Source organism: Paraburkholderia youngii (assembly GCF_013366925.1).
Lineage (GTDB): Bacteria > Pseudomonadota > Gammaproteobacteria > Burkholderiales > Burkholderiaceae > Paraburkholderia > Paraburkholderia youngii.
Genome location: NZ_JAALDK010000004.1, coordinates 132180 through 153420, shown reverse-complemented (window position 1 = coordinate 153420; position 21241 = coordinate 132180). Strand labels below are relative to the sequence as shown.

At 60.4% G+C, this 21241-nt stretch carries 22 protein-coding genes; 3 read left to right on the top strand and 19 right to left on the bottom strand.

Annotated features, from left to right (window positions below; genetic code table 11):
• Window positions 1-160: 160 nt before the first annotated feature.
• From G5S42_RS43235 to tnpA, 9 genes are all read right to left on the bottom strand, one after another.
• Window positions 161-1156: a tyrosine-type recombinase/integrase gene (locus G5S42_RS43235; protein WP_176112689.1), complete on the bottom strand. Its 996-nt coding sequence runs from the start codon at window positions 1154-1156 to the stop codon at window positions 161-163.
• Window positions 1153-2100, bottom strand: coding sequence for a tyrosine-type recombinase/integrase (locus tag G5S42_RS43230; RefSeq protein ID WP_176112688.1), 948 nt, complete (start codon window positions 2098-2100; stop codon window positions 1153-1155). Before G5S42_RS43230 ends, G5S42_RS43235 begins: the two co-directional genes overlap by 4 nt.
• Window positions 2097-3329: a site-specific integrase gene (locus tag G5S42_RS43225; protein WP_176112687.1), complete on the bottom strand. Its 1233-nt coding sequence runs from the start codon at window positions 3327-3329 to the stop codon at window positions 2097-2099. Before G5S42_RS43225 ends, G5S42_RS43230 begins: the two co-directional genes overlap by 4 nt.
• A gap of 78 nt (window positions 3330-3407) precedes the next feature.
• A complete protein-coding gene (gene tnpC / locus G5S42_RS43220) occupies window positions 3408-4988 on the bottom strand; it encodes an IS66 family transposase (protein WP_176112312.1) in 1581 nt (526 codons plus the stop codon).
• Window positions 4989-5020: 32 nt separating this feature from the next.
• Window positions 5021-5374, bottom strand: a complete 354-nt coding sequence (gene tnpB / locus G5S42_RS43215) for an IS66 family insertion sequence element accessory protein TnpB (protein ID WP_176112313.1) — start codon at window positions 5372-5374, stop codon at window positions 5021-5023.
• Complete coding sequence (locus G5S42_RS43210) at window positions 5350-5844, bottom strand: transposase (protein ID WP_176112314.1); 495 nt, start codon at window positions 5842-5844, stop codon at window positions 5350-5352. The genes tnpB (G5S42_RS43215) and G5S42_RS43210 overlap by 25 nt, the downstream gene beginning before the upstream one ends.
• A 55-nt stretch (window positions 5845-5899) precedes the next feature.
• Window positions 5900-6034, bottom strand: coding sequence for a hypothetical protein (locus G5S42_RS45395; protein ID WP_281375215.1), 135 nt, complete (start codon window positions 6032-6034; stop codon window positions 5900-5902).
• Between the two features lie 63 nt (window positions 6035-6097).
• Window positions 6098-6436: an IS66 family insertion sequence element accessory protein TnpB gene (tnpB, locus tag G5S42_RS43205; RefSeq protein WP_176112030.1), complete on the bottom strand. Its 339-nt coding sequence runs from the start codon at window positions 6434-6436 to the stop codon at window positions 6098-6100.
• Window positions 6433-6825 (bottom strand): IS66-like element accessory protein TnpA, encoded by a 393-nt coding sequence (gene tnpA / locus G5S42_RS43200; RefSeq protein WP_312883753.1) that lies wholly within the window; start codon window positions 6823-6825, stop codon window positions 6433-6435. The genes tnpB (G5S42_RS43205) and tnpA overlap by 4 nt, the downstream gene beginning before the upstream one ends.
• On the opposite strand from tnpA, the gene G5S42_RS43195 reads away from it, so the two are divergent.
• Window positions 6826-7638: a hypothetical protein gene (locus G5S42_RS43195; protein ID WP_176112686.1), complete on the top strand. Its 813-nt coding sequence runs from the start codon at window positions 6826-6828 to the stop codon at window positions 7636-7638.
• Between the two features lies 1 nt (window position 7639).
• Entirely contained in the window at window positions 7640-9016 is a 1377-nt protein-coding gene (locus G5S42_RS43190) for a hypothetical protein (RefSeq protein ID WP_176112685.1), read from the top strand.
• Here G5S42_RS43190 and G5S42_RS45640 read toward each other — a convergent pair.
• Both G5S42_RS45640 and G5S42_RS45635 read right to left on the bottom strand, forming a co-directional pair.
• Entirely contained in the window at window positions 8936-9328 is a 393-nt protein-coding gene (locus G5S42_RS45640) for an RRXRR domain-containing protein (protein ID WP_176112684.1), read from the bottom strand. The two genes, G5S42_RS43190 and G5S42_RS45640, sit on opposite strands and share 81 nt — an antisense overlap.
• Before the next feature lie 189 nt (window positions 9329-9517).
• Complete coding sequence (locus tag G5S42_RS45635) at window positions 9518-9778, bottom strand: hypothetical protein (RefSeq protein WP_312883751.1); 261 nt, start codon at window positions 9776-9778, stop codon at window positions 9518-9520.
• A gap of 43 nt (window positions 9779-9821) precedes the next feature.
• Here G5S42_RS45635 and G5S42_RS43180 point away from each other — a divergent pair, with 43 nt between their 5' ends.
• The gene (locus tag G5S42_RS43180; RefSeq protein ID WP_312883750.1) at window positions 9822-10625 is read left to right on the top strand and encodes a CAP domain-containing protein; all 804 of its coding nucleotides are present in this window, start codon (window positions 9822-9824) and stop codon (window positions 10623-10625) included.
• A 999-nt stretch (window positions 10626-11624) separates the two neighbouring features.
• Here G5S42_RS43180 and G5S42_RS43175 read toward each other — a convergent pair.
• The 8 genes from G5S42_RS43175 to G5S42_RS43140 all read right to left on the bottom strand — a co-directional run bounded on the left by G5S42_RS43175 (window position 11625) and on the right by G5S42_RS43140 (window position 21238).
• The gene (locus tag G5S42_RS43175) at window positions 11625-12959 is read right to left on the bottom strand and encodes a hypothetical protein (protein ID WP_176112682.1); all 1335 of its coding nucleotides are present in this window, start codon (window positions 12957-12959) and stop codon (window positions 11625-11627) included.
• A gap of 15 nt (window positions 12960-12974) precedes the next feature.
• Window positions 12975-13568, bottom strand: coding sequence for a hypothetical protein (locus G5S42_RS43170; RefSeq protein WP_246392627.1), 594 nt, complete (start codon window positions 13566-13568; stop codon window positions 12975-12977).
• A 60-nt stretch (window positions 13569-13628) separates the two neighbouring features.
• Window positions 13629-14705 (bottom strand): type II secretion system F family protein, encoded by a 1077-nt coding sequence (locus G5S42_RS43165; RefSeq protein WP_376777343.1) that lies wholly within the window; start codon window positions 14703-14705, stop codon window positions 13629-13631.
• A 56-nt stretch (window positions 14706-14761) separates the two neighbouring features.
• Window positions 14762-16756, bottom strand: a complete 1995-nt coding sequence (locus tag G5S42_RS43160; protein ID WP_376777342.1) for an ATPase, T2SS/T4P/T4SS family — start codon at window positions 16754-16756, stop codon at window positions 14762-14764.
• Between the two features lie 407 nt (window positions 16757-17163).
• Window positions 17164-17751: a hypothetical protein gene (locus G5S42_RS43155; RefSeq protein WP_176112679.1), complete on the bottom strand. Its 588-nt coding sequence runs from the start codon at window positions 17749-17751 to the stop codon at window positions 17164-17166.
• Window positions 17738-19090 (bottom strand): hypothetical protein, encoded by a 1353-nt coding sequence (locus G5S42_RS43150; RefSeq protein WP_312883749.1) that lies wholly within the window; start codon window positions 19088-19090, stop codon window positions 17738-17740. The genes G5S42_RS43155 and G5S42_RS43150 overlap by 14 nt, the downstream gene beginning before the upstream one ends.
• The gene (locus G5S42_RS43145; RefSeq protein WP_176112678.1) at window positions 19027-20643 is read right to left on the bottom strand and encodes a type II secretory pathway protein; all 1617 of its coding nucleotides are present in this window, start codon (window positions 20641-20643) and stop codon (window positions 19027-19029) included. The genes G5S42_RS43150 and G5S42_RS43145 overlap by 64 nt, the downstream gene beginning before the upstream one ends.
• A gap of 7 nt (window positions 20644-20650) precedes the next feature.
• Window positions 20651-21238 carry a toxin co-regulated pilus biosynthesis Q family protein gene (locus G5S42_RS43140; RefSeq protein WP_376777341.1) on the bottom strand — a complete coding sequence of 196 codons (588 nt, stop codon included), beginning with the start codon at window positions 21236-21238 and terminating at the stop codon, window positions 20651-20653.
• Window positions 21239-21241: the final 3 nt, after the last annotated feature.

Sequence of the window (21241 nt, the reverse complement as noted above, 5' to 3'; positions counted from 1 at the left end):
CAGCATAATCCGCAAGTGCACATAAGACCTGCCGATAGCCCAAGGACGTATCTGATTTTCGACCCAGTTATGCCGACTCCCCGATTATGCCGCGTCATGGTTCCACGGGCCCAGCAGTTGGGCGGATCCCTGTTCCGCGTCGCTCGGATTGTCGGCATTATCAAAGACCCTCCAGGAAGGCCAGCAAGGGGTCGGGAGGTCTGTAACGCGTCGGCGCGACTCCGCTCGCATTGGCGCGCGCCATTGCGCGCTCCTTAAGCCGCATGTCGGCGTGCAAGTAAATCTGGGTCGTCTCCGATGATTCGTGGCCGAGCCAGAGCGCGATCACGGACAGGTCTACGCCGTGATGTAACAGGCTCATCGCGGCTCCGTGCCGAAGCGTGTGGGGAGTTACTGATTTGTCCTTCAGCGAGGGGCACGAGTGACAGGCGATTGCGACGTTGCGTGACACAAGCCGCTGAAGTGCGTCAGCGCTAAGACGGCCACCGCGTGAACTGGGGAATACCGGATCATCGGGCTCGCCAGGTTGATAGCGTAGCCATGCTTTCATCACCGCGACGACGTCCGGCCGAAGCGGAGTGCATCGCATCTTTCGGCCTTTGCCGAGGCAACGGACGTGGGCGCCTGTACCGAGCACCACATCCTGACGCCTGAGAGAGGTCAATTCGCTATTCCGCAGACCCGTTTGAACCGCTACAAGAAGCAGCGCTCGGTCGCGGTTGCCGATCCATGTTCGCACATCAGGTGCCGCTACTAGCGCTGCGGCCTCGCTCTCTGTCAGGAACTCGACGGGACCATGTTCACAGCGTTTGGATGGAATTGCAAGGATGCGCTGACACTGCAGGAACAGCGCAGGCTCGCTAACCGCAACGAACCGGAAGAAGGCATGTACAGCTGCGAGGCGTGTGTTGCGTGTCCGCACCGAATTGCCCCTGGCTTGTTCAAGGTGCTGAAGGAATTCCTCGATCAACGACACGTCGAAGTCTTCGATCCGCAGTTTCGAAGGCACGCGTCCCACATGCTTCGTGGCGAACGCCAGCAGCAACCGGAACGTGTCGCGGTAACTCGCCACCGTGTGCGAACTCAGCCCTTGCTGCTCGAGCAAGCGCTGGGTAAAGAAACGCTGGACGAGGGATGGAAGGCCGGCGGCGCTCATGACTGGTCTCCCGGAGGGTTTCTGCCGAGATAGCCTGCCGCAAGCTCAAGCAATTCCGGAACCGCTTCGATGTACCAATACGTAAGACCAATGTTGACATGCCCGAGATAGGCGGCAAGTTTCGGTAACTGCCGGTTCACGTCCGATTCAGCGCGATACCATTCGACCATCCTTCCAGTCGCGAAACTATGTCGAAAGTCCTGGAGCCGCGGGCCGTAACCATCGCGACCATCCTCTGTCGCTGGCCGCAGGCCGACGGCGCGCGACATTCTGACGAACATGCTTCGGACAGTGCCGGCCTTCAACCTCACACCGCGCTCACCAACCAGGAACGCCTCACTCAACCGCTGTGGGCAGAGTCGGTCTCGACTCTGAGCATAACGTTCGAGTGCGGCGCGGGTCGACTCTTCTACGGGTACAAAGCGCGATTTGCCGAACTTCGATTCTCGGATGGAGAGTATCCCGCTAACGAGGTCAACGTCGGACCGGTCGAGTCGAAGCGCTTCACCGGGCCTAAGGCCGGTCGCTACGAGAAGCCCGATAAGCGTCGAATAGGTCAGTGCTCGCATGCCAGTGCGCGAGCGTAGCTGCGCAGCCCGGATCATGAGCAGGTTGATTTCCTGTTCCGTGTAAATATGCGGCGCGTTGCGCCGTCGACGGGCACTCAGGAGTCCTGCCGGAGGAATCTCGTTTCGGCCGTCGACGGTGTTCATCCACCTGGCAAATCCTCTCACCGCTGAGAGGCGCCGCCCCCAGGTCGCGCGTTCGACGGATACGGGCGTCGTCGCCCAGCGCAGAGCCAGATCGATGGTAATGAACTCGGCACCTTCGTGTTCCAGAAGATCAACGAAATGACCGAGTGCCAATGCAGGTTCATAGAATGACGCCCCCAGAGCCCGGCGGACCGCCACGTACCGAGTAAGGGAGTCACGGATCGCAGTCATATTGCACCTCCTGCCGTGGGCCATGCGCGCGCTACCCCGCGCAGGTCCTCAAACGCAACCTTTGCGTAGATCGCGGTACTGACTTGTGAGCGGTGCCGCAACACCTCGGCGATTTCCGCCATCGACGCACCATGACGAATCATCGTTGTCGCCAGACTGTGACGAAACAGATGTGCCGCGCCGCGACACGCGGGGCGAAACCCGGCACGCGCGAAGGCCAGACGAACGATGTGGCCAATCGCCGCCGGTCCTGCCAGACCAACGCGCGGTGCCCACATGCGGAGGAATACCCGTCGCGATGCGCTCACTCCACGAGCGTCGCGAAGGTAGGTTGCGATCGCGTCTCCGACCTCGGAAGTTAGCGGGACATGCTCCACCATTTGCCCCTTGCCATGAACGACAAGTTCACCGGAGCGCCAGTGGATATCGCCTAGTTCAAGTGCGACGATCTCTCCGGAACGCAACCCCAACCGAGCCAACAACAGCAGGACGGCATAGTCGCGGCACCCACGTGGAGTGGACCGGTCCGCAGTGGCAATGAGGGCTTCCTCCTGCTCAGGCGTGAGGAATGTCGGCACCGCTGACTGTTGCCACTTGCGAACCGAAGGCACCGACTCATAAAGGTCACGCGGCGTGCTTCCATGCAGAAAGAGGAAGTGGCAAAACGAGCGAAGGGACACCGCCATCAGCCGCGTGTACTCCGCCGATCGGCCTTTGCTGCGGGCAACAAGGTGGTTTCGGATCGTTATCGCGTCAAATGCGTTGGGCAGTATGCAGCCGTCGCCAGCGTCCTGACTGTGGAGGAAGTCTCGAATGAAGGGCCCGTAGACGAGCACCGAGTTGTTCGCCAGTCCGCGATCCCGCCTCAGATAGTCCAGGTACCGGTCATAGATGCGCGTGATCGCGGATTGGTCGCCCAACGGAGGCGAGCGCACGATGGCTTCGCCACGCAGATAGGCAAGGAACGACTGTAATGCGGCACGCTCGCACTGGACTCGGTCTCGTGGGGCGTCGCTCAGGCGCTTCATGAAACGAGTCGCGGCAGACTCATTGAGGTCAACCAGGTCGATGTTCCTGTTCTTCATCCACCGAGAGAACGCACACAGGACCCGCCGTTTCTTGCGAAGCGTTACCTCGGAATAGTGTGCCGCCCGTAGACGATCGAGAAATGCATCAATGTGACGGGTCGGCAGCCCGCCGGATTCGCTGACTGTGCGTGTCGCCTTCATTTGATCGTATGCGGTCCGTGAACGACGCCCCTCAGAGTGATGCAGTTGACGGCGCGGGGTACTGGGAATTGGTACGGATCAGCGGAGATCGACGGGCATGCGCCAAGGCAGCAACGCTTCGTAGTCATCTGCCGTCTTCGCTAGAGGCAGACGCTGGAACAGCCACGTGAGGTAGCGGTAGGGATCGATACCGTTGGCCTTTGCCGTTTCGACCAAGGTATAAAGATTGGCACTTGCGTTCGCGCCATCAACAGTGTCGCTGAACAGCCAAGAGCGGCGTCCCACGCAGAATGGGCGAATCGCATTTTCACAAGCATTGTTGCTAACGGGCCAATCGCCGTTCTCGATGTAACGGATCAGCTTTGGCCACTGCGCACGTAGGTAAGTCAGTCCTTTGCCAAGAAGGCTTTTCGGTACGACACCGTGCGACTGCTCGAGCATCAGCGCGTGGATCGCGTCGAGCACACGTGCGCTGTATCGCCGTCGCAACCGCTGCCGTCGCTGTGCAGACCACGTCTCGCTACGCACTTCGGCGGCAAACAGCCTGCCGATCAATTTGATGAAGCGCGTCGCAAGAAGGTCGTGGGTTCGTGCCGCCTTGGGCACGCTGTCTTCTGCCTTGACGAAGTACCGTCTCACGTGAACCCAACACCCAAGGTGCACGAGCTCGTAGCGCCTGGCGATATCGTTGTAGGGTTCGTAGCCGTCGGTCATCATGACCGCGCCTGACCGGATTCCAGTGAACAGCCTGTCGGCCAGTTTTGTACCGCGCCCGGGTGTATAAGTGAAGCAACGGATCGGCACACCCGAACCCGTCATTTGCGCCCACAGGTAGCTCGTCGTTTTTGGCCGGCGGCCTTCTTCTTTCAGCACCTGCAGCGTCGTCTCGTCGCAATAGATCAGCCCGGCGTCAAGCAGCGCGTCGCGCAGCAGGTTGATCACGGGCTGCGACGCGAGACCGACGCGGACCATGCTGGCCGCGATCGTGTTCGACGAGATGTCGCCGCCGAATCGACGCAGCAAGCCAGCCTGGCGATACAGAGGCATGCCGAACTGATACTTGCCGGTGGCGATCCACGCGAGCGCCGATTCGCCCAACAGCCCACGAGGGATGATGCGTGCCGGCGCCGGCGTGACCTTGATACCGAGATCGCAGCACGGGCAGGCATACTTGACGCGCTGGTGCTGGATCACGCGAAGCTGCTCCGGAATGACGTCGAGCTGTTCGCTGATCTCCACGCCGAACTCGACGAGCGCATGTCCGTCGTTCATGCAGAAGCGCTCGGCTTCGGGCAATTCGTGCCGCACAACGTCGCGCGGCAGGTTGGGATCGAGCGGCTTGCGATGGCCGCGTTTCTTGCGCGTGTGTGCTGAGACCGTCGACTCCGGCGAGTCTTCCTGGGCGGGCATGCGCCCGGCACCGAGCACTTCTGCTTCATTGAACAAGCCGAGCTGATCGGAACCTCGGGCTTCGCTCTTTACGCCGAACAACTCCTGACGGTAAGCCCGCAGGCGCTCTTCGGCAAGGTCGCGTTCCGCTGTCACGAGTCGTAGGGCACCGCGTAACGCTTCCTGCTCCTCCCGCAATGCCCGAGCCGCATCGCGCTCGGCGAGTAGCGCTATCAGTTCCTCGGCGGTGATCGTGACGTTGACCGGCATGCTGGATTAGACCATGTATGCCGGCGGGTTGTTCAGCTCACACGCCGATATTGCTGCCTCGGATGTCGACGGACCGTCGTGATGTCATCGCCGTCGAGCAGGGCATGCAACACGCTGGTCGTCATCGTCACGACCTCGGCCTTGTTGTCGGGCCAGATAAAATGGCTTGCCTCAAGGCGTTTCGTCATAAGCCAGAAGCCGCTACCATCCCAGCAAAGAATCTTGATTCTGTCTCGACGCCGGTTCCCGAAGATGTAAAGCGAGGAGTCCATTGGATTCAGGTGCATCGCCTGTTCAACGAGAATCGACAGGCTGTTCATGCCGTACCGGAAGTCAACCGGATCGCGATGTAAATATACGCTCAGTTTTTCGTCGAACCGGAACACGGCATCCTCCCCAGGATCTGAATCAGCGTCGTCAGCTCGTCGATCGTCGCGATGGCCTTTCCGAACTGGAGCTCGACACCGTTGGACAGGCGCACATGCACTGCGAGTGTCATTGACCCGGCTGACGCTGAGGCCGGTGGCGCCGTCGCCGCATGGACAACCGGGACGAAGGCGGCAGCATTCGCCACATGTGGCAGCACTTCATTGCCAGCGGCTGGAACATCAATCAGCACGCCCTCCAGGCTCGGTGAAGGCTGTTTGGTGTCGGCGTGCCTCTGCTGATATTGGGTCACCCAGGTACGCAGCAGATTCGGGTTGATGTCGTATTCGATTGCCGTGCGAGCTATCGATACGCCTGGCATCAAGCATAGACGGACAAGCTCATCGCGTGCCTCATTATCGTATTCGCGTCGGCCATCGCGTTTCTGGCCAATCACCAGACGGCTTCTCAAGTCTTTTTTCTCTGTCATCGGTGCAAGTGTCTACGTGTCCACGTGGACACGTAGCATCAGAGTGCAGCGATTTTCAGACAAGGGCGTCCTTGGTGGACCGCATACCTTCAATCTCCCGGTCCCGGTCTTCGACGCGTGCAATCAGTTGCGTGGCGAGCGCACGCAGTTGTTCGGGGCTAAGAGTGTTGAGGTCGGCGGGCAGATCCATGCAGACGAGTCTGCCAGAACCCCGGAGAGCGCGAAAGCGCGACCGTATACGTACCGAACGTCCTCAAACGACACGGATCACACCGTCCGCGCCGATGCGCTGCCATGGCAAACCCACCACCAGACCGGCAAGTTGTTCCTGCGTGAGCGCATGCTGCTTTGGTTCGCTACCCGCGCGCGGCCATGCGAACTGCCCCTGATTCAGCCGTCGCGCTGCCAGCCAGATGCCAATCCCATCGTGAACCAGCACCTTCAGGCGGTTGGCTCGCCGGTTGGCAAACAGGTAAGCATGGTGCGGATGCGCAGCGCCGAACACGGTGATCACCCGACCCAGTGCCGTATCGAAGCCGGCCCGCATATCCAGCGGGTCAACTGCCAGCCACACCTGATCAATGCGGATCATGCGAGCCACTCGCGCAGCCAGGCGGCGCACTGCGCTGCCTCTGAGGTTGGCCAGCTAACCGTTATCGACAGGTCCGCGCGACGCACCTCGACGCGAATCTCAGCTGTGCGCGTGTTTCGCGTCTCAAGAGGCAACGGTACAAATTCCGGTGCTGGCGTCGCTACCAGTGGCGCTGCCATGTCGCTACGCGCCACCAGCACACAATCGTTCGTTTCGGCCTGCTCGACCCAACGTCGAAGCAGATTCGCGTTCAGCTTGTGGTGCAATGCGATGGCCGCGAGCGATACCCCGGGCCCCTGGCAAGCTGCCACTACCTGAGCCTTGAACTCGACGCTGTAGCGCCGGCGTCGTCGACGGCTAGGTGCCGCTGCTTCTTCAATAGTGTTCACGTGTCCACCTATTTAAGTGAACACGATGCTCCCAAGACTTTCACCGTGACTCAAGATGGGATGACCGGGCGCTTACAGACTTACGCACAATTACCGTTATCTCCAAAATACCGACGCGCAGGAAATGAGCATGTACGCGAAATGCATGCGGCAGCACAAAAACTTGACTTCGCGCAGCGCCAAATCGTGGAATCAAGGTCGCGTAAGTGGCGCGGCCAAGGACAAATCCAACAAATGCAAAATAAGAAATTCTCCGCTCTGACCGCGATTACTCTTGCAACAGCTATGGCCTTGAGTGCTTGCGGTGGAGGGTCAGCCTCCGCGCAGTCGACGAGTTCCAGCGGCGCAGTTCCAGCGAGTAGTACCCCCGCAAGCGGCCCCACGACGGTCGCTACCACGTACAGCCCAGCGGGCAACGCTGGGAGCGTCGAAGGTATCGATTCGGCCAATCGCGGCTACCGAGACGATGTCCAGCAACTCATCGACGACAAGTATTCCTCTAATCCCGTGGTGCACGCTGCGGTCGAAGTATCGGCCCGGAATTTTCAGACCAGCATCAAGGCTTCGACGCTCGCGATGACCGATACGAGTCCGGTGGTGCTTGCGAGCTCGCAACTCACGGGGTGCGCTGCCAGTACGGTCCCGTTCAGTCAGAAGGCCCTCTATGTGGCAGCCATCCAAGCTGTGTATGCGCGCACATTCAATATGGATGCCCGGATGGCCGCACGCCAGTCCTATCTGGCAAAGGCAACCTCGGTCGGCCTGCTATCGTATGACCCGACGAAATGCGCGACCGCAACGGGAGTCAACTGATATGCGTTCACGCCGCCTTCGTGCCGCACTTACCCTTTTTGGACTGTTGCCCGGATTACTCGCCGCTGTGCCGGCGGGCACCCAGGCAGCAATGACCCGACAGCTTTCCTACCAGACCAAGCTGTGCGCGATTAATCCATGCGTCTACTACATCAATGGTATCTGGGGCTCATCGCAGGACGTTGAACAGGCATCCGCCGATGCGATCCAGCAGGCTATGACGGCTGCGGGACAGGTAGACGCTGGTCATGTCACGTCGATCTTTAACCCCACCGAAGGCCACGTGCTCGACGTCTTCCGCAAGCTACTGCTTCAGAAAGCCCAGGAGACATCATCAACCGCGAGCCTTCTGGATTATGCGGAAAACGTCATCCTTGCCTCGAACGGTCAGCAAAATGACCTGAGCGGATCTGACGCATCCGCGGCCCAGAGCGCTCTGTCTACCGGTGCTGCCACTGTCATACAGGATGTGCTCAGCGATCCGCTGGCCGCGCAGGTGCTCGACAGTGTGATGAGCAAGGTCGTCCCGACCGCGTTACAGGGCAACAAGGTCGTGGTCATCGCACACTCTGAGGGCAACATGTTCGCGCAGCAGATGTACGCGGCCGCTAAGACGTCGGGACCGAGCAAGTACAACCCGTACGGTATAGCGATCGGCAATGCGTTTCAGGTTGTGAACGTCGCCACGCCTGCGGCCAAGCCTGACACCGGAAAATACATCACCAGTCAGTCGGATATCGTCATTGACAAACTGGCGACGCTGTTGGCCTGGATTACCCAGCAGTTGGCGCCCGCACCAGCCAACGTTAATCCCGGAATTTCCGCGGACCTATCTGGGCACGGATTCCTCTCTGTCTACCTGAACCCAGCATTAAGCACGAACGAGGCTCTTCCAATCAATCCGACCATGGAAGGCGAAGTCATGCGACTGGTTGGCCTCGCGGCAAGCGACGCTGCCCCCGCTCAATCGGCCGACCCCAACGCTTCGTATCCGGTTAGCCTCTACGCAGGATCAGGGAACAACAACGTCAACTACACCGTGACGTTCAACGGCACACCGGTTTCTTCGACCTACGTTGTGGCAAGCGGTGGCTATCTGCCGATACTGCAACTCGCTTGCTCACAACTTCAGCCGGGAACGTACAGCATCGTGGGTACCGCTGCGCCGTCACGGGGCGGACCGCCGTACCAGGTCAATTTCGACCTCAAGGCGTCGCAATTTGGAGTCACGCCCGTTGGTACTATGCTCTTTTCGCTCGTCAATACGAATTCCACTTCCGCCGCAACCCAAAGCTTTTCAGTGGGTGATCTGGTTGTTCAGGCAGATCCGAAAACAGGCGGATACGACCTCAGCCTGTACGGATACATGTATCAGTAGCACGGATCGCTGATCACTGCTGCTTACAACGGTCGGCAAACAGCAACCGGCGATCGCCGGCACACTGCCCGCCGCTCTTTTTGTTGCAATTCGCATAAACCGTCGAAAGAACGGCTCGGGAAAACGGTAGCAGACGGTTGCATCCACACAACGACGCGCTCGCAACCGGTACCGCTCGTTACAATGCCTGCCCTGCTGGTATTCGACGCCGCTGATTTCCGGAGTCTCGAGCGCCTGCATGTCGAAGCGCACTAGCTCGCTGGAGAGCGCCGTCACCGGTGCCCGGTGCATCACGCGCCGTACCCACGCCATCGTGGACCCTCGACCTTCGATCGCCGCTGTCGCAGACAGGACGGCTTTTTCGTTGCACCGCTCAAGACTTACGAACAATTTCCGTTATCTCTAAAGTACCTACACGCTGGAATTGAGCATTTATGCGAAATCGAGGTGGCAAGTGCCGCAGCAGCGACTTGACTTTGTGCGGCGCTCGCTAACATGGACTCAAGGTCGTGCAAGGGGCACGGCCAATAACGATCGAAGGTTCAAGAGAATGAAGAAGAAATTTTCAGCACTGATGGCGCTTTCATTTGCAGCAGCCGCTCTCGGCCTCGCGGCGTGCGGTGGCGGCGGTGGCGGGGGCAGCAGCTCTACCGGCGCCGCGACGCCGGCAAGCGCACCGAGTTCAGCAAGCGCACCGAGTTCAGCAAGCGCACCGAGTTCAGCAAGCTCGCCGAGTTCGGCCAGCTCGCCCGTTACCGGCACGCAGCCGACTCCGCAATACGCTGCGAATAGCGCTCAGCTGGCCATGTTCAATCAGGTGAACGCATATCGCCAGGAATGCGGTTTCCCGGCAGTTCAGGAAAACACCGTTCTCGATCAGGCTGCGCAAGCGCACGCGATGTGGGAAGGCTTGAATAATCAGGTGGCCGACAACGAAACGGCTGGACAGCAAGGCTTTACCGGCGTGAGCTACCTTGATCGTGCTGTGCATTTCGGATTTCCGTCTACCGGTGCAATGGGCTGGGGTGTGAGCGCGAATTACTGGACCACATCCGCACTTTCGGAAACGCAGTACGGCCAGACGCTGGTCAACGAATGGATTGCGACCGTGTATCACTCGCAAGCCATCCTGACGCCGGTTACGACGATTGGTATTGGCGAGTATGAAACGTCGTTGAATGGCTTCCCGGCGGTGTGGGGCTCGATGAGCCTCATAAATACATCGATGCAACAACTCACGACGAGCGGCCCGATTACGTTCCCGTGCCAAGGCGTGACCGGCGTTCCGTACAAGGCTGTTTCGGAAAATCCGATGCCGCCGAACACATCGGGTCCGTGGGGAACGCCGGTTATCGTCATGGGCAACGCGACCGACACGGTTGTGCTGACTTCGGGCACGATGACGGACCCGTCCGGCAACGTCATCAACCTGCAACTGGTCGATTCGGCCAACGATCCGAACAAGCTGACGCAGCCATATTCGGCGGTGGCTTTCCCGGCGACGCCGCTGGCTCCGAACACCACGTACACGGTGAACGTGTCTGGCACGGTGAACGGCACTGCTTTCACGAGGCCATTCACGTTCACGACCGGGAATATCGTCGGCTAACGTCATCGCAAAGGGCTCGCGCGGCCCTTGATCGAAAACCGCCAGCACAAATTGGCGGTTTTTTTATTTCCGAAAATCGTTTTTTTCATGCGCCAAAAAGAAAGGGTGCAGCCCGCAAAGACCGCACCCGTTTTTCTGCTACAACCTGTCTTGGTCGCGTGTAGTTTCCGCCGCCACAAGACGCACCACCCCGTTCAGTGGGAAAAATGGCCCGTCATCGACGGGCTTTTTTCTTCCTAGTGGTTAAAACCCGAACAAGCGTATGCGGGCTGCGGTGGAATCGAAGCGCCCGGATAGCCGGCCGCCACCGCGTATAACGACGCAAGTGGCCACGTGTTCCCGTCAGCGTACGTGTCCCAATTGTCGCCAATGGACGTCACGTAAGGCCGCCCTTGACCGTCCATCAAAACCGGGTATTGGTTACCGAACCAATACTGGAAATACGTGGTTGATCCATCGGACCAGTTATTCTGATAGACCGCTGTTGGCATCGAGCCAGATTTGTTCCCATTGGTGAAGGTCTCGCAAGCCCCCCATACCCAAAATCCCGTAATCGACACTATGGTAGGCGTCGGCGGGTTCGCATTGCAGCTATACGACCACATACTGCCGGTCCACGAGGGTCCGCTCGCGTAGCCGTAGGGACAGACATTTCCCGGTGGCGGCGGTATTGCACATGCGAGGCCAACCCACGATGAACCGTTCCATGACGCGCCGGACACCGTGGAATAACCGGCAGGACAACTCGGCGGCGCTTGGAAATTACACTGCGGCGACGAGAAATGCGAGCCCTGCCATTGCGCAGCCGCACCGGTCGTCCACCCTGGCGCAATAGAGCACTGCGGCGCCGTCTGCGCCGCAGTTGCGATCCTGGTCCCGCAAGATGAGTCCTGATAGCCATACGCGCAATGGGCGCGCTGTGCCCATGCGTGAGTCCAGACGACGAGGCCCCCACAGAGGATCAAATATCTTAAAATTTTTCTCATCGTTTTATTTATATTAGTAGGCGCAGTAAGTCTCAACTTCCCCTGTGCCGATAGCTTGCCCGTCCACATTTGATGTACTTGAACCCGAGCCGTTTGTTATTGAAATCGTCCACGGTCCAGTACCCGGGCCATCGAAATTCACCACCGCTGTCGTATCGACCCGGAAAACCTGCGGCACCAATCTGATTTTCGGGTATCCCCCGGCGAAGCATGGCGGGGCAGGCACCACTGTACCGTTCGAAACCTGATAGAAGTTGTAGACTTGCGTGGGACCGCCAACAGGCATCCATATAGGCCCCGCTCCATCATTCAGGTTCTGGCAGGAAAGCGCTTGCCCTCGCCCGTCACTGTTCGAAGCCTGGGCACCCAATGGGCTACACGCCGCACGGGGTACGCCTATGGCCCCTGCCTGAATCGTTGACGCCGATGTAATCCGCCCTTGCGCATCGATCTTGCCGTTGGCCCACATATCGCCGTTGCTGGTCATGCCGGCGGCGAAAGTCTGGTTTCCCGGACCAGATGCGGCGCCAGGCCCAACGCCAACGGTTCCGCCCGCATAGATGTCCCAGGTTCGCACGCCACCGGCATAGCCAGCCGGAAAATCGGACGGGTCGAGCCCGTTTGTCGCCACGCGACCGCCCGTTTTGATCGCGCCCGTCGCGTCGATGCTATTCACGTTATGCAGCGATACGCCGTTCACGTTCTGATCGCCGGTCCACGTCAGGCTACCGTCGCGCCGGATGTAGATCGAACTGCCGTCGGTGTCGGGGCCGTTGGTCGCCATGATCGAAGCGGCTTTAGACCCGAGTGGATTAACCGCCGTGAACGATCCATTAATCCCAACGATCTGTGCAGGATTCTGCGCGTTGGAATAACCGAACTGGCTTGTGCCCGCGAGCCTGGAACCGGCCTGCGCTATTTGGGCGGCGCCAGCAACGTCCGCCTTGCCGCCCTTGAGTAGCTGTGCCGTGGGGTACATCGTGAAAGCGACGCGGCAGTTCCCTGCGCTCTGCGTGCAGCCGGACGGGACCATAGTCATCGTCGTAACGTAAGAGCCGCCCCAGTACGGGCCGTTCTTGTGCGCCTGCTTCAGGTTGCCCGCGCTCACGAGTTGCGCGATGGTCGGAGGCGTGATCGACGGGTTGTTGCCTGACGCGGTGTACTGCGTCAGGATCGTGCCGAAGTTGTCCGAGATCCAGCCCTGGAAAGCCGTAACGAGCGTTGCCTCGTTCTGCCCTTCCAGTGCCAGCATCGTCGCGCGTTTATTTTCGATGTCCAGCTTGATACCTTGACCGGTCAGAATCGCCGAGCCCAGAAGCACGAACATCATTTCGAGCAAGCTGCCCATGTTGCGCTCGCCCTGTTACGTGCGCGACGTGTAAAGCTGGAGAGTCGCGTAGGCGCCCGCCGACGCACACGCGGTACCCGCGGTAGTGCTGCTGAAAGTCGTCGTTGGCCCAGCGAGTGTCGTGCTGTTTGCACCCACCTGCGAGAACGTGTTGGTCAATGCAGAGATGCTCATCGCGCACACCGCAGCGGGCACCTGGTAGTTGAGGATCAACGAGTCGTTCGCGGTGCTCAGCGTACCCACAGTCACCGTCACAGGCTGGTTAAAGATGCCCTTGAGCGAAGATTTGTCGCTCGACAGGCGAGCGCCGGCGGAGTCGAAAGCGCGATTCGTCGCCAGCGTGGTCAGCGTCTCCGAAGAGAAGTCCGCATCGTTCTGCGTCGCGTTCAGGATGCCCGTATGGAACATCTGCGCTTCGCTCGTGAACTCCTGCGACTTGATCAGCGTGTAGACGTACGTGCTGCCCTTGATGACCGCGATCGCGAGCAGCGCTGCGCCCGCCATATACGCGCCCGCTTCAATCAACGACAGCTCGCCGGACTGCTTACGGCGCCGCCCAGCGCGCAGAAGGTTGAGACGACGAACAGACGTCATTTTGGTTTGTTGCATATGGTTCTCCCGAAGGTCGCCCCTGTAAGGGGGCAGCTAGATGAAAGATGCGTTGAGCGACTACTGAGCGCCAGCGACCGGAATCCCGCCCGTCATATTCACGGCACCGGTGACAATGTATGAGCCAACGCCGATCGTCAGAAAAAGCACAACGGCGAAGGCGAGCAGGACGTAATGGGTCAGTCTTGCGTTGCGTTTGACTGCTTCCACGACGCGCGCCAGCGATTCGCGACCGAGCGACTTGATCGCCGCTTCGAACTGGTCGCGTCCAGCCGCATCGGTGATCGTGTCTACGATCATTTCCGAGAAGATGCCCGTGTCCAGGGCGCGCATCGGCTGGTCGGGGTGCTGCGTCAGGCGCTTGCTCATCGTCATCAGATGCCAGCGCAGCCACGGGTCGGCGGTATGCGCGACGCGGTTGATGGCCGCGCGCAGCGTCAGATTTGAGTCGAACAGGCCTGCGAGCGAAACAATCAGCAAAGCCGCGCGCATGTCGCGCCGGTTACGCCACATCAGCGGGAAGTTGTCGAACCGGGCTCGCACCCGTCCGACCCAACGCTTGAGGCTATAGAAATATGCAACAATGGCCCCGAGGATCAGCGACGTCGACACCCACCAGTATTCGTATGCGAAGGTATCGATGTGGTACAGCAGCCGGCCCGCGTCCGGCCACTGCTCGAGCGGCCGGATCTCGACCACCTGCGGATAGATCATTCCGCCGAACATCATGCAAAAGCCGTACAGATAGATGAGCAGGAACGTCGGATAGGCCACCTGCATCGCCGTCTGCGACGACAGGGTGCGCTTGGCGAAAGCGGCCATCTCGGCAAGCTCAAAGCCGCGCACGACCGCGTCTTTCCGCGTCGACTCGTCAGCAATGTCGAAGAGCGTGAACTCGTCGCCCGGGATAAACGGCTTGATTGCAGCCGAAAACGAATCGCCCTTCACCAGACGCTCGCGAACCTTTGCGAACACTTTCCATTCGATACGACCACGCTTGCGATTGCGGCTCTCGTACGTCTCGAGCCGCTCGCGCAGCGTTTCCACGTCACGCAGTCCCTTCTTTTCAATGTCGAGGCGCGTTTCCTTGTAGAACGTCTCCCGCACGCCCTGGAAGCGCCAGCGTGCGATTCGCATCTGCGTCGCTTCAGGGAGCAGAGCAACCAACGAACTGAACATGACTCATCAACCCCTTAAAGTTTCCCGTCCGCGCCGGGAAACACCCGGTACTGAGCGAACGACTGCATGGAACGGTTGATGAATTGTGGGTCTATTTCGCCGCGCGAAGCCTTGAAAAGAGCGTGTTCATATACCGTCTTTCCGGTCATGTCCTCGTTGTCGAACGTGCTTTGCCTTTCGCCTCGCCAAACCTGACGTGCGCCCGCCCAATCGCGAGCCGCAATTCGTTCGCGAAACTCCTCGGTCGGCCGGTATAACTCGGCAACGAGCGTGGGCCGCTTCGTGCCGCCAGCAACCTTGCCGTCACGCGAGAACAGACCATCGAGGCGGCAGTGCTGGCAACCGTCATGATTGCGGCACGCCATGCGCGAGGTGTCGAGTCCGAACTTCCCGCGCAGCAGTTCGAGCTCGGATTGCTGCATGACGTCTTCGGCCGGTAGCTTGCAGTTCGGGCAGAGCGTCGGTATCAGCTTCTGGTTACCGACCGCATTCACAAACCCTTCCGCAGCGAGCTCATCGATCGGCAACATGAGGCGGCCGCCTGCCATCCGCATGAAGGCAGAAATGATGTCGCCTGCGTGCAGCGAGAACCGCACTGGGTGCCCAGTCAGCGCGAGTTCCGACACGAGTCCCATGACCACGCGATCCCGCACTTCAGAGATCGTTACATCGTCCGGGTCCATCCGCATAAGTGTCCGGATCACTTCCGCGTATTTACGATTCGCCTCGTCGTCGGATTCGTCCGGTCGGCGGATGATCGAAATTTCGGATAGCCACGGCAATGGATATTCGGACGGCTCGCTGACGGCAAACTGCTTCTTCAGTTCGCGATCGGGCAGCATGTACGACAGCGCGCGGAGCAGTGTTGTCTTGCCCGATCCCGTCTCGCCGGTCAGAACAGTGATGCCCCCGCTCACATAGTTGAGCGTGTCGATCAGCGCAAGCTGGCTCGGTGCGAGGCCCATCTGGTGCGGCATCAGCACCGAGTAATTCTTGAAATTCCCGTCGAGAAGACGGAGGGCGACGTCGTAGCCGCCGACGGTCGGGGCAGACTGCCAGCGCAGGTTGATAGTGTCGCGTCCCACGACCAGCGGGATCATCGCGGACTGCGGCGCGCTTGGCTGGAAGGAGTTGCCCGAGTTGGTGTTCTTCTGCACCAGGTCGGAATACGCGGCAGACAGCGCGCGGCGGATGATGTTCTTCGGCAGACGGCGATAGGTGTACACGTCGCCGTTGACCCGGAAACGGACTTCCACCTCACCGCGAAAGTCTCTCGGCTCAATCGCGATGTCGCTTGCACCGTACGAATGCGCGGCTTCAATGACGTCGCGGAAGTTGCCAATAGCTCGCGACGCCTCGCGCTCGACGTTGCCCGATACCTCGCGCTTCTTTCCTTCGTAGATTGCCGCGATCACTTCCTCGGTTGCGATCATCTCTTCCTGCACAAGCAGGTCCCGTGCGGCAAGGTCCTTCACGAACGTGGTGAATTGCGCGCGCTCGCTAAAGCGCGCGGTCGCGGCGACGATAGCAATGCCCGGCTGGATCTCGACGGCCACGAATTCTTTACGCGCAGCAGGCGACAGTCTGAGGGTGGCGTCGCTATCGGTGCCTGTGACGACCCGCTTGAAATCGGGCAGTGCGTCAGCGGATACCAGCACCGGTCTGCCGTTCTGCTCGCCTGTCGGCTCATCACCGTCATCTCCTTCAGCCTCAGCCGGCGCCGTCGCGCGCGGTAAGGCCTGCATTCGCAGAGCGGACTCGGCCGGTAAAGCGGCTGACGGAACGGCCTCCTGCCCCGTCGTGTCTTCACCGTCCGGGCGATCCTGAGGTTGCGGTTGCGATTGCGGTTGCGGTTGCGGTTGCGCACCAGACTGCGGCTCGAGAGCGAAGGCGTCTGCGGCCGAAGGCGAAACGCGCTCAGCGGTCCCGCGTTGTGCAGCGATTAGCGCGTCGAGTTCGAGCAGCGCCTTTTCGCCTTCCGCGTACGCATCGCCCAGCGTGCTGGCCATGTCAGCGCGAGCAGACGTTGTAGATGCGTCCCGCTCGGGAGATACCGGACTAGCGCTAACCGCATCAATTTCTGGCGTGCTTACGGGCGCTGTCGGCCGTGTCGGCACGCAGGGTGCTGGCGCCGCGACCGCCTGACGGCCGGGCGCTACGCTCGCGTCGAGCTCGGTGAACGACTCAACGTCCTCGACATCGTCGCCGGACAGTTTTCGCCCAAGAAAAGATACTGATGGGTTAACAGCGCGCGTCGGCTCCCTGAAGGTCGGTTCCTGACCGGATTGACCCGTCGCATTCCCTGCCGCCTGCCCTGGCTCGACGAACGCGGTGGGCCTGACAGCACGGAACCGTTTCAGGAAACCGCCGCTCGACTGGACGTCATCCGATTCAACACCTGAAAAAATGCCCATGCTCAGTGTGCTCCCGGAAATATGCCGACGTTGGTGGCGACCGGCAGCGGACCGCCGAGATCCGTGATCGCCCGAATGGCGGGGTTGTCCCCAGACGAAGCAACACCTGCAGGCACTGCAATCACATCCGACCAGGAGCGCTTCCCTTCAGCCACGGTAACCCGATAGCCATCGACGTGCGTCACGACCCAGCCGTTCAGCAGCTTCTCGCCGCGACCTGCTGTATAGACGCCGCCCTGATACTCGTAAAGCACGTGCGCGCCTGACGCATCGCTATACGCGCCAACGAACGACACCGGTATCGCCTGCTTCACTGGCGCGTCAGAGCGCTTCGGCTTGACGACGACCGGTGCAGTCGCTGCGGGAGAGGCACCAGCGAGAGGTGCAGCGATGATCGGAGAACCGAGTGCAAGTCCGCCCGCGGGCGGCTGGGCACCGTCCGCTTTGCGCATCGAGTTGACGAGGTTCTGTCGCGCCAGACTGTCGATGTCATCGAGCGTCAGGTGCCTTTCATCGGCGTGTGCAAACCCGGCGGCGCAAAACACGACAAGCGATGCCGCCGCGAAGCGGCCAGACTTATTGGAGAACATAGTATTTACCCTTCGCGGTGAAGTGAACGCCACTGCCATCGTCCTTTAGGTCAAGATCCAGCGAGTCGAGCGCCATGTTTTGGGGCAGCTTTTCGAGCAGGCGGCTCTGCCACATGTAGCCTTCGATGGTCCAGTCTCCCGCGTGCAAAAGCTGACCGCTGATCTCGCCAGGATTCGGCTGGCGGGCTAGCAGACGTTGGGGCGGCCGCAGCGTGACAACGTAGCCGTGGCTCATCAGCTGGTCGGGCTTCGTCGAAAGCCGCTGAGGATCGGTCTGAAGCTGTTTGATCAGCGACTGTGCGGTTGGCCACTGCTTTTGCCCGGCGAGCGCAAGCTTCTGCACGTGCGGGACCGCAGGGCCTTTGACCTGCAACAGCAAACCGTTGGGATCAAATACGACCGGACGCATTTCGGCCGGAGCGCGTGCGTCGAATTCCTTGTAGGTGCCGCCCTCACGCTTGAAGGTGATCGAGCAGAAGCCGGTGGCCCCGCACGACGCATTTCGGAACTGCCACCCGGCGACGTTCGTTTCCTGCTTCGCAAACGTGTCGATCAGTGCTGGTGCAAGTGCAGAAGCGAGCGGGACCGCCCCGTTGAAGGTCCGCGCCACAGCGGCCTGATAGTCCTGCATGTAGGTCGGCGGCGGTGCGGGCGGCGGTGGCGGTGGATCGATATAGGACAGCGCCTCACTGCCCACGTACACCAGCGCGACAGCGATGACCGCCAGTGGAATGATCTTCGGCACCTTGACCGGCAGCTTTCTGATCAGTCCAGTGTTCTTGACTCTCAGCAGTTCCGTGGGCGTGAACGGCTCGTCCAGATCGGTCAGATCTGCCCCATGGCCGATTGTGACGAGACGTACCCGGTCTTTAGCGCACTCATCCTCGAGCGCATCACGACGGTCCTCGAGCGCATTCAGCGCGACCGTCTGGTCGACGCGTACCGCGCCGCGAACGATGAGAATCACGTGCACCCGCTGGCCGTCCTGCACGAGCACCAGCACGGCGGGCTTCGAGCGGACACGGTCGAGACCGGCTACACGCGCGGCCGCCGAATACAGCTTCAGACCTTTACGTTCGGCGGGTTCAGGCGCACAGAAACCGGCGACCGTTTCTTCCTTGCCCTTGATTTCAACGTAGTGCGTCGCGTAGAGTTCGTCGGCATAACGCCGGCGCTCGCCCGCTGCGCCCTTGGTCGCATAGGCCCTCCAGTCCAGTCCGAAGACAAGCCGCGCTTTTTTCTCGTTGGGAATGGTCTCGAAATGCATCGCGCTGCTCACATTGACGGTACGACCGTCGCGGTCAGCATAATCACCTGGAACGTCTTCGCCTTGTTCCACGCGCCACTCGCGCCGAGGATGCCGTTGTTGCTGGAACCGTCGTAGTTGTTCGTGACCGCGCCATACATGACGACCGTCTGGCCGTCGGCGAGTGCGATGGTCTGGTCATTCTTGCTGCCCACAACGTCTGGCAACTGGATCTGCTGGGCCGACTGGCCTGAGCCGGTTCCGATCGTCGTGAAAGGACCGTTCAGTTTTGAGCTGTCGCTCCAGTACGACAGGATGATCTGGTTGTGGTCGTTCACCGATGGCAGGATATTCACGAAGTCGCCGACCGTCACAGAACCGGGCGTCAGGCCCGGGACTCCGCCCGTCGTGCCGCTGATCGAGCCAGCCGATGGCGTGGTCGCTGCAAGGTAGCCCTTCGTCTCGAAAGAGCCGATCGACACAGGAAGACCGTTGAGCGTCATCTTCGTCTGCGTGTTGTCCGAGATCGTCTTGCCATAGGTGTTCACCGCACTGATGACGGCGTTCGTACCCGTCAGCGGCGCGTTGGGCTTCAGGATCGAAAGGCCGACCTGGCCGGCGGCGGTTGCGAGTGACGTCGGCGACACGACGCTGATCGAGTACTGCTTCAGGCCGTCAGAGATGCGGTTGAAGACGATGTCTGCACTCACGCCAGCCTGCGATCCGTCGTTAAGGGCAACCTGCAACGTGCGCACACGAATCGAGACCTGGCGCGTAAACACGGCGTTTTCGAGCCTGAGCACATCGCTCATCCGGTCTACCGCTTCCTTCGTATCGCGCACGGTGACAAGCCGGGTCTGTGGATTGACGGTGATTCTGCCCAGCGGGGTTTTCAGGCTCTCCAGTTCCTTTGTGATCGACGCGATCTGGTCGAAAGTGCCGTCGCGTCCGGTCGACGTGACTGCGGAAAACGAGCCGGTACTCGCGTTGGTGGTACCCGTGCCGTTCGACTGCGCCCCGGTCGAGGTGTCGGTGCCCTTCGAAATTGTCGACTTGATGCTTACCGCGCCCGGTACGGCCGCGATCTGGAAGGTGCGGGTTACGAAGCGCGAGATGTTGATCGTCGCTCCATCGAAGCTCCACGCAAGACCAAGATCTTCTGTCACACTGTGCAGGTACTGGCCGATACGCGCGGTTCCCGGCTGCCGATAGACGGGTTCAATGTTGCCACTTGCTGACCCCAACTGGCTCCTCGCCTGCCCACCCGCCGCGCCCGACGTCGTGTCGATAAGCGAGTCACGCGAGATGAACACGTCCGGGCTCAGGTGCACGGGATATCCCGACGCATCCGATACCAGTGTGGCGATCTTCGTGATCGGAAGGTTTGCAGGCAGCGTGATGGTCTTCTCACGGAACACGGCTGGCAGCGTGGCCTCATACGCGACGGGCACCAGACGGTCACCGAGAAATGCAGTCGGCACATGCTCAACGAGCGGCATGGAGTCGCCAGTGTTTGCCATCGCGTGCGTCGCGTCACGCGTCGCCGCGTCATAGGCGCCATTGATGTCGGACTGCGAGATCGAGCAGCCGGTCAGGGCCGTCGCGACCAGGAGGGAAACAGCAGCCTGGAAATGGTTGAGACGCATTGTTGATTTAATCCTGGCAGTTGGCCGCGCGGGCAATCACGCGAATGACGTTGTTGGTGTGCACACAGCTCCGCGTGGGTGTGCGCATGTGGTTTGTTGCACGCATGACCTGCGTCAGCACCGAGTCGAAGTCGCCGCTGAAGGTCGCGTTGAATTCGAGCGGCAGGTCATCGTCGATCTTCCAGGCCAGTTGCCAGCCCTGTTGCTGCAGCCAGCGGTCAAGCGCATTACGCAGGTTGATGTCCTGCGGCGTGATCGCGAGCGTCAATGAACTGGCCCCTGCTGGCGCGCCAGTGCCTAGCAGGATGACCGGGGTGACGGCGGTCGAGGCGACGGCCGGCGACGCCGCTGGCGTCGGGGTGTGGGACGTCGATGACGCGGACGAAGTCGGTGCCACCATTGCGAGGGAAGCGACGGGCGCTACCGCCGGCGCGGGCGCAGCGGGTGTGCCAGCTGCAAGCATCTGCCAGCCGTCGCCTGCCGGCGGCGACAGATGCGACTGCGAGAACGAAGCGTTAGTGATATCCGTCAGCGTGAGAACGACAAATACCTTCGCAATGAGCGACGCGCGACGACGGATGGGCATAATGATCATTGG

Excerpts from the sequence above, each read along its gene's own strand:
- G5S42_RS43235 (WP_176112689.1), bottom strand. The coding sequence starts at position 1,156 with ATGAGCGCCGCCGGCCTTCCATCCCTCGTCCAGCGTTTCTTTACCCAG.
- G5S42_RS43230 (WP_176112688.1), bottom strand. The coding sequence starts at position 2,100 with ATGACTGCGATCCGTGACTCCCTTACTCGGTACGTGGCGGTCCGCCGG.
- G5S42_RS43225 (WP_176112687.1), bottom strand. The coding sequence starts at position 3,329 with ATGAAGGCGACACGCACAGTCAGCGAATCCGGCGGGCTGCCGACCCGT.
- tnpC (WP_176112312.1), bottom strand. The coding sequence starts at position 4,988 with ATGCCGGTCAACGTCACGATCACCGCCGAGGAACTGATAGCGCTACTC.
- G5S42_RS43210 (WP_176112314.1), bottom strand. The coding sequence starts at position 5,844 with ATGACAGAGAAAAAAGACTTGAGAAGCCGTCTGGTGATTGGCCAGAAA.
- G5S42_RS45395 (WP_281375215.1), bottom strand. The coding sequence starts at position 6,034 with ATGGATCTGCCCGCCGACCTCAACACTCTTAGCCCCGAACAACTGCGT.
- tnpB (WP_176112030.1), bottom strand. The coding sequence starts at position 6,436 with ATGATCCGCATTGATCAGGTGTGGCTGGCAGTTGACCCGCTGGATATG.
- G5S42_RS43190 (WP_176112685.1), top strand. The coding sequence starts at position 7,640 with ATGCGTTCACGCCGCCTTCGTGCCGCACTTACCCTTTTTGGACTGTTG.
- G5S42_RS45640 (WP_176112684.1), bottom strand. The coding sequence starts at position 9,328 with ATGGCGTGGGTACGGCGCGTGATGCACCGGGCACCGGTGACGGCGCTC.
- G5S42_RS43180 (WP_312883750.1), top strand. The coding sequence starts at position 9,822 with ATGTTCAATCAGGTGAACGCATATCGCCAGGAATGCGGTTTCCCGGCA.
- G5S42_RS43175 (WP_176112682.1), bottom strand. The coding sequence starts at position 12,959 with ATGGGCAGCTTGCTCGAAATGATGTTCGTGCTTCTGGGCTCGGCGATT.
- G5S42_RS43170 (WP_246392627.1), bottom strand. The coding sequence starts at position 13,568 with ATGCAACAAACCAAAATGACGTCTGTTCGTCGTCTCAACCTTCTGCGC.
- G5S42_RS43165 (WP_376777343.1), bottom strand. The coding sequence starts at position 14,705 with ATGCGAATCGCACGCTGGCGCTTCCAGGGCGTGCGGGAGACGTTCTAC.
- G5S42_RS43160 (WP_376777342.1), bottom strand. The coding sequence starts at position 16,756 with ATGGCCAGCACGCTGGGCGATGCGTACGCGGAAGGCGAAAAGGCGCTG.
- G5S42_RS43155 (WP_176112679.1), bottom strand. The coding sequence starts at position 17,751 with ATGTTCTCCAATAAGTCTGGCCGCTTCGCGGCGGCATCGCTTGTCGTG.
- G5S42_RS43145 (WP_176112678.1), bottom strand. The coding sequence starts at position 20,643 with ATGCGTCTCAACCATTTCCAGGCTGCTGTTTCCCTCCTGGTCGCGACG.
- G5S42_RS43140 (WP_376777341.1), bottom strand. The coding sequence starts at position 21,238 with ATGATCATTATGCCCATCCGTCGTCGCGCGTCGCTCATTGCGAAGGTA.